The organism is Nonomuraea sp. NPDC049784 (assembly GCF_040659615.1).
Lineage (GTDB): Bacteria > Actinomycetota > Actinomycetes > Streptosporangiales > Streptosporangiaceae > Nonomuraea.
The window spans coordinates 1-3,410 of the sequence record NZ_JBFAMX010000862.1 but is presented as its reverse complement, the minus strand read 5'-3'; the positions used below and the strand labels follow the sequence as shown (position 1 = coordinate 3,410).

General features: G+C 70.0%; 4 protein-coding genes and 1 pseudogene. All 5 read right to left on the bottom strand.

Annotated features, from left to right (window positions below):
- Positions 1-383: pseudogene (locus tag AB0J09_RS59995) on the bottom strand (hypothetical protein); the annotation flags it as partial.
- 322 nt (positions 384-705) lie between these two features.
- Positions 706-1,449 carry a DUF2071 domain-containing protein gene (locus tag AB0J09_RS59990; RefSeq protein WP_360712641.1) on the bottom strand — a complete coding sequence of 248 codons (744 nt, stop codon included), beginning with the start codon at positions 1,447-1,449 and terminating at the stop codon, positions 706-708.
- A complete protein-coding gene (locus AB0J09_RS59985; RefSeq protein ID WP_360712638.1) occupies positions 1,446-1,778 on the bottom strand; it encodes a metalloregulator ArsR/SmtB family transcription factor in 333 nt (110 codons plus the stop codon). Before AB0J09_RS59985 ends, AB0J09_RS59990 begins: the two co-directional genes overlap by 4 nt.
- Positions 1,779-1,961: 183 nt before the next feature.
- Complete coding sequence (locus tag AB0J09_RS59980) at positions 1,962-2,621, bottom strand: response regulator transcription factor (protein ID WP_360712634.1); 660 nt, start codon at positions 2,619-2,621, stop codon at positions 1,962-1,964.
- Positions 2,618-3,410: sensor histidine kinase (locus AB0J09_RS59975; RefSeq protein WP_360712632.1), on the bottom strand; the 793-nt coding region annotated here is incomplete at its 5' end. The genes AB0J09_RS59980 and AB0J09_RS59975, both read right to left, overlap by 4 nt.

Sequence of the window (3,410 nt, the reverse complement as noted above, 5' to 3'; positions counted from 1 at the left end):
TGGTTGTGGCCTCGCGTGCACATGTGCCCCCCCAGGCCGGGGTCGGAGGGCGGGTCGCCGCGCTCGATGGTGTCGGCGAGCTGCGGCTGGCCGAGTAGGCGCAGCACCGACAGGAACGCCTCAATGTCGTAGTCGAGCCCGTTGGCCTGGGCGGCGCCCAGCGCGACGACGGTCTTCTCCAACGCCGGGGCCTCGCCGGCCAGCTGGGCTTCGCGCATCAGCGACCAGCCTGCGGCCATGATCTCGGGGGAGGGCGACATCATCATCACGGCCGGGCCGATGCTGCTGAACTCGGCGTTGACCTGCGCGTACACCTCGGCCAGCGTGCCACGGGCACGGTGCGGGGGGACGGGGGTGATGTGGCGTATGAGTGCGGACGACATGAAACGGTGCCTTCCTGCGGGGTGATGGTGGGTCTCGAGCATCGCCGTGCGGAAGTGGTGGTGTCGTCGTCCGGCCGAAGGGTCTGCCCGATACTCCCCCGGGGGTATCGGGCCGTGCGGGTACGCCGGGTGAAGTAGGGGTCCGGTCCGGGATCCCCTCGACGACCGGCATGATCTCAGCGGCGGGGGACAGCATCAGGTCGGCCGGGCCGTTCGAAGGAGCCTTCGACTGTGGCGATCCGGTGCCGGTGGTGGCGCGGGCCACCTGGATAAATGGATGTCGGGGGTTCCTCCTCATGCGCCAGAGGGGCGGGGCCCCGCGTTAGGTGTGCTGGGGTGCGAGGGGTACGGCCAGGTCTGGGTGCATGGCCGGTAGCGGGCGCCAGGTGACGGGGACTTCGCGCATGAGGAGCGCGCAGTCCAGTGTCACGCTCCCCTGGGGCAAGCTGTCGAAGAACGACGACTGCGCCGAGACGATTCGGCACGCGTCCAGCCGCCAGGCGTCCGCATTCAATTCCATGCCTTCGAGCGCTCCCGCGGCCGTAGGTGAGTAGCCCTTGGCCCCACGCTCGAAGAAGATCGACGCCTGTTGCAGGTTGTCGAACAGCTGGCTGCCCCGCAGGTCGGGGGTCACCTCGACGGTGACATCCACTCGGGTGTCGCCGCTGCGGGTGGTGTAGGCGACGCGCAGCTCGCTGGGAGTCTCGCGGACCTCGAAGTCGGCCCGGCCGTGCTCGCCAGGGAAGAGGCGTCCGCCGGCCCAGGTGTTGAGCAGCGAAGCGGTGTCGCGGCGTGGGATGTAGACGCCGGTCTCGACTCCGCCGGGACCGTCCCACTCGACGGCGATGCGGTGGGCGGCGTTCTCGCTGCGCAATCCCACGGTTTTCGGCGCCCAGCTCGGCCGGACGTCTCCCAGGCGGAGCAGGCAGATGCCCGCGACGGCATGGCCGCGCACGAGTTGCGGGCGGAGCCCGTCGGGCAGCAGGCGGGCGGCGACTTCTGGCGTCAGCCGGTAATTCACCAGGAGGCGCCGCTCGACGACGCTGGACAGACGGGGTTGTCTCACGCTTCCTCACCTTCCGAAAGGCGGCGCCACTTGGTGTGGCGTAGGACGACCTGCTCGGGACAGACGGCGCTGAGGAAACGGCCGACGCAGATAGCCAGCTGCTCCTCGGCCAGTGTGTAAAGGATGCGGTTGCCGTCACGGCGCTCGGTGACCAGACCTGCGCCCTTGAGGACGCCGAGGTGGCGGGAGATGGACGGTGCGCTGATGGAGAACCGGCTCGCGATCTGTCCTGCCGAGAGCTCGCCGTCACGCAGGTCTTCGAGAATCTGGCGTCTTGTGGGATCGGCGAGCGCGCGGAAGACACCGGTCTCGTCCTTGGCGTCCATCATGCTTTGCATATTAGCAAAGTAGCTAAATAGCTAACAACGCGGTCTCCCAAGGTCCACCGAGGTGACGGGACATGTGGGGTCCCGCATGAAGGCGAGCCGTGACCCGTCTTCACGGTGCACGGGATGAAGCCCCCTTCCGTGGCCGGCGTCTATCGGCTGCTCACAGGCGAGCACGCCGTTCGGTCACCTCGACGGTGAGACCAGGCCCGCCTCGTAGGCGATGATGACGAGCTGGACCCGGTCACGCGCGTCGAGCTTGGCCAGCAGCCGGGTCACGTACGCCTTGACGGTGGCGACGCTGATGGACAGGTCGGCGGCGATCTCGGTGTTGGACAGACCGCGGGCGATGAGAGTCAGGACCTCGCGTTCGCGCTCGGTGATGCCCTCCAGCTCGCGTGGAGCGGGAGCGGAGCCGGGGCGGTCGGCGGCGAACGCCTCGATCAGCCGCCGGGTGACGCCCGGTGCGATCAGGGCGTCGCCGGCGGCCACGACCCGGATCGCGGCGAGGATGTCGTCCAGGGCCATGTCCTTGACGAGGAATCCGGATGCGCCGGCGCGCAACGCGCCGTAGACGTAGTCGTCCTCGTCGAACGTGGTCAACACCACGACGTGCGCAGGACTGGGTCCTTTGGTGATGAGCCGGGTCGCTTCGATGCCGTCCATGCCGGGCATGCGGATGTCCATCACCACCACATCGGGGCGCAGGTCGCCGGCCAGCTGGACGGCTTGGAGCCCGGTTGCGGCCTCTCCGGCGACTTCGAGGTCGGGGGCGTCGGCGATGACCATGTGCAGGGCGGTGCGAATCAGCGGCTGGTCGTCGGCCAGGAGGACGCGGATGGTCACCGCACTGCCGCCGTCAGAGGCAGGTGGGCGGCCACCCGGAAGCCGCCTTCGGCACGTGGGCCCGCCGCGAAGGTCCCGTGCAGCAGGCTGACGCGCTCGCGCATCCCGATCAGGCCGTAGCCGCTGCCTGGTGTGCGGCGGGGGCCGCGCCCGTCGTCGAGAACCTCGATGGCGAGTTCGCCGTCGCGGTAGTCCACGGATACGCGGCACGAGCCCGTGCCGGCGTGGCGCACGACGTTGGTGACCGCCTCCTGGATGATGCGGTAGGCGGAGATGTCGATCTCCGGTGGCAGCCGGTACGGCTCGCCCCGCCGGCTCACCTCGACGCGGACGCCGGCGTCCGTGGTCGCCGCGGCCAGCTGGTCGAGGTCCGTCAGGCCGGGTGAGGGGCGAGGCTCGGCCGCTTCCCGGTCCGCCTCGCTGTGGCGGAGCGCTCCCAGCATCCGGCGCAGCCCGGACAGCGCCTCCCGGCCGACCGTCTCGATCTCGCCGAGTGCTTGGCTCGCGCGTCCGGGCTGGGTGTCGATGACGCGGCGTGCCGCGCCGGCCTGCAGGGCGATGACGCCGATGCTGTGGGCGACCGTGTCGTGCAGCTCCCGGGAGATGCGCAGCCGTTCGTCGGTGATGGCCTGGACGGTGGCCCTGGCGATCAGCGTCTCGGCGTGCTCGCGGGCCTGGCGCACCGAGTAGCCGATCAGCCAGGCGATGACCGTCGTCATGGCCACGGCCAGCTCCGCCGACATGCCGATCGGCCAGCCGCACAGCAGCCGGATGGTCAGGTAGCCGGCC

Coding starts and splice junctions, on each gene's coding strand:
- AB0J09_RS59985 (WP_360712638.1), bottom strand. CDS start 1,778: ATGATGGACGCCAAGGACGAGACCGGTGTCTTCCGCGCGCTCGCCGAT.